Below are 3,517 nucleotides of genomic sequence, written 5' to 3'. Positions count from 1 at the left end.
AATTACTATTCTATTATAATAATTTACTAATATTCTATTATTGATAAAACAATTGATAATAATTAGCATAAATTAAAGTTTTAGATAAGGTTTTTGGTTTTATATACCTAATTTACATCATTAATAAAAACTAGTATATGTATTAATTTATTAATTTAAAGTGAGTAGAAAATGAAAGGAAAAGTATCGAAGAATAAGTTTCTTAAAGTAGTTTTACCGGCACTTTTGGTAGTTGCTATTATTTGTCAAGCAGTCGGTTTTCAGGCAGTTTTAGCTAAAGGCAATGTTGCAACAACATCATTAATGACTTATCCAAATGTTCAACAATATACTAAAGAAGCGGGGCAAGATTTTACTCTTGCTGAAAATAGTCGAATTTTTGTAGTAGCAAATGAAAAAACATTAAATAATACTATTTTATTAAAAGATTTAAAATTAACTAGTTCAAATTTTGAAGCCGCTGGAGTTTTATCCAAAGCCCCAATAATAGTATTCGGTAAAGAAGAAAATGCAGTAGTTAATGATATTGTTGTTAGAATGGAGGATGTGGCTGAATTAGAAGGAAAAGCTGAAAGCTACAAATTAGATATTACTGATAAAATCACAGTAACCGCTAAAGATGAAATTGGTATTTATTATGGTTTAATGTCAGTAATTCAAATGTTAAAGATTAATGATAAAATATTAGAGAAAGGAACTGTTATTGATTATCCAGATGTTGAATTACGTTCAATGCATTTAGACATTGCTCGTAAACCATTCTCTAAAGAATGGATAATTCGTCAAATCAAAGATTTATCTTGGCAAAAATATAATGCGGTTCAACTTCATTTTTCTGAAAATGAAGGATTTAGAATTCAAAGTGATACTCTAGATGCAATCGAAGGATTTAAATATAAATATGATGATGTATTAAGTAAACAAGATATTTTAGATATTATTCAAGTTGCTAATGATTATCATATTGAAATCGTGCCTTCTTTAGATTCTCCAGGTCACTCGGGAGCAGTTTTACAATATCTGCCAACTGATTACAGTTGTAGAGAACTATTCCCAACCGATGATCGACGAAATCAATGCTTTAATATCTTTACAAATCCTGAAGCTAGAGAATTCTTAGTAAATTTAATGACTGAATTTATTGAATTCTTTGGTGATGCGGGATGTAAACATTTTAATATTGGCGGTGATGAGTTCTTAGCTAAATTCTCTAGTTTTAGTAATGAACAATACGGACAAATTATGACATATTTTAATGATATTTCTAAGATAGTTAAAGATAACGGAATGACTCCAAGAGCATGGAATGATGGTTTATTATTTGGTGATTATGAGGGTTATACATTGGATAGTGACATTGAAGTTTGTTACTGGGCAGCTCCTGAAAACTGTGCATCGGTAGCGGATTTTGTTGCTAATGGTAACAAAGTAATCAACTATTCTGATGTTTATATGTACTATGTACTTTCTAGGTGGTGGCAAACTAATGCAGTACCAGAAGGTGATCGTATTTATAATGAATGGCATCCTGGTAAATTCTCTAACTTATCCGGAACAGCACAAACTTTTGAAGAACCTTATCCAGAATATGTAATGGGTGGTTCTTACGCAGTTTGGTGTGATGATCCAAATTATGAAAGCGAACAAAGAGTAGAAGATAAAATCTATCATCGCACACGTGCAACAGCTTATAAGATGTGGAACGCGAACGATAATCAACCAGACTATGATGTTTTTAAAGCTGCTGTTGATAAATTGGGAAGAACTCCAGGCTTCAATGAGGCTTTACCTGCTCCGGGTGAAGTGTTCCAGGGTGAAGATACAGCAACAGTTACTATCAAATATATTGATAATTTTGGTAAGACTATTGCTGCAGATGATGTATTCTATGGTCTAAATGATAGTGAGTATCATTTTGAAGCAAAAGAATTATTTGGATATAGTTTTATTGAATCAGATTTACCATTAGATGGTAAATATAACGGTAATATGACAATTACTTTAAAATATCAATTACATTGTGATAAAACTGATTTAAAAAAAGAAATATTTGAACCATTAGCAGTAAGTGAATATATTAATGAAACTGTAGCTGATTATAATAAAGCATTAACAATGGCAAAAGAAATATATTTTGACGAAACAAGTGGACAATTAGCTGTTAATAACGCATTAAGAGCATTACAAGATGCTAAAAATAAAGCTGTAAAATTGGAATATTATTCATTATATGTTGAAGTTACATATCCATTAAATGAAAGTGACTATTCAAGTGGATATCAAGCTTATAAAAATGCTGTAACTACAGGAAAAACATTACTTAATAGTGAAGGATTAACTGTTGAAAAAGCTAAAGAAGCTTATAATGCAATTCAAACAGCTAAGCAATCATTAGTTAAACCTAATGCTAAAGTTCCAACTATTTCAGCAACTGATACTTATTATCAATCTAATAACTACAATAATATGATTGATGGTAATATTAATACTAAATGTTGGTTTAATAGCAACCAAGAAATTGGTAAAGAAGTTAAATTCACATTTACTCGTCCAATAAATATTAGTTCTATCCAAATCATTCAACCAAGAAATGCTGGTGGAGATATAATTGATGGTGCTGATGTGCAAATCTCCACTGATGGAAAAAATTGGACAACAGTAGGAACGTTAGATAATTCAGCATTAGAAAAAACTATTACTTTTGATAAGACATTGACTAAATATGTTAGAATTGTTCTTACTGAAGGTAAGGGGAACTGGTATCAAATTGCAGAAGTTAAGTTTGAATTAGAAGAAATACCTGAAGATTCAACTTTAAAAGATATGATTTTAGAAGCTGAAACATTAAATATTACTGGTAAATCTAGTGGCTCAGTAAATGAAATGATTGATGCATTAATTGTTGCTCAAAAATCTTATGTTGAAGGAAAAGTTGATGTAGCTGAAGAAACTAATAATTTACGTAATGCAATCAATGCATTAAGAGATACAGTTACCTCAAACAAAGAAAAACTAACAAATAAGATTAATGATGCAAAAGAAATAGAAAATAATAACTATTCTATTGAATCATGGTCAAGATTTGAAAAAGCTTTATTAGAAGCAATCATTGTTAATGAAGATAGTAATGCTACTCAAGAACAAGTTGATAAGGCTTATGATGATTTAGATAAGGCTATTAAAGTATTAATTGATGCTCCTGTAATAGTAGATAAAAAAGAATTATCAAATGTTATTGAAACAACTAATGATTTTGTTGAAAAAGATTATACGGTAGATTCATGGAAAGCATTTAAAGAAGCATTAGATCATGCAAAAGATGTTTTACAAAATGAAAATACAACTCAAGATGAAGTTGATCAAGCTTTAGCATCTCTACAAGATGCCATTAAGAATTTAAAAACAGTTTCTCAAACTGGAAATAATGATCAACCAAATCAAAAACCAAATGATCAAATACAAACAAGTATTAAAAAAGAAGATGACAATAAAACATCATCAACAAAAAATAACTCTC

1 protein-coding gene is annotated in these 3,517 nt (G+C 29.5%); it reads left to right on the top strand.

What is annotated here, in order from left to right:
* Positions 1-171 precede the first annotated feature (171 nt).
* Positions 172-3,517, top strand: a 3,346-nt coding sequence (locus tag C7U54_RS14335) for a family 20 glycosylhydrolase (RefSeq protein WP_241522626.1), incomplete at its 3' end; no start/stop codon positions are given.

The sequence above is a fragment of the Faecalibacillus intestinalis genome (assembly GCF_003024685.1).
Lineage (GTDB): Bacteria > Bacillota_I > Bacilli_A > Erysipelotrichales > Coprobacillaceae > Faecalibacillus > Faecalibacillus intestinalis.
The sequence above is the reverse complement of the archived record's forward strand: the minus strand, read 5'-3'. Positions and strand labels throughout refer to the sequence as shown.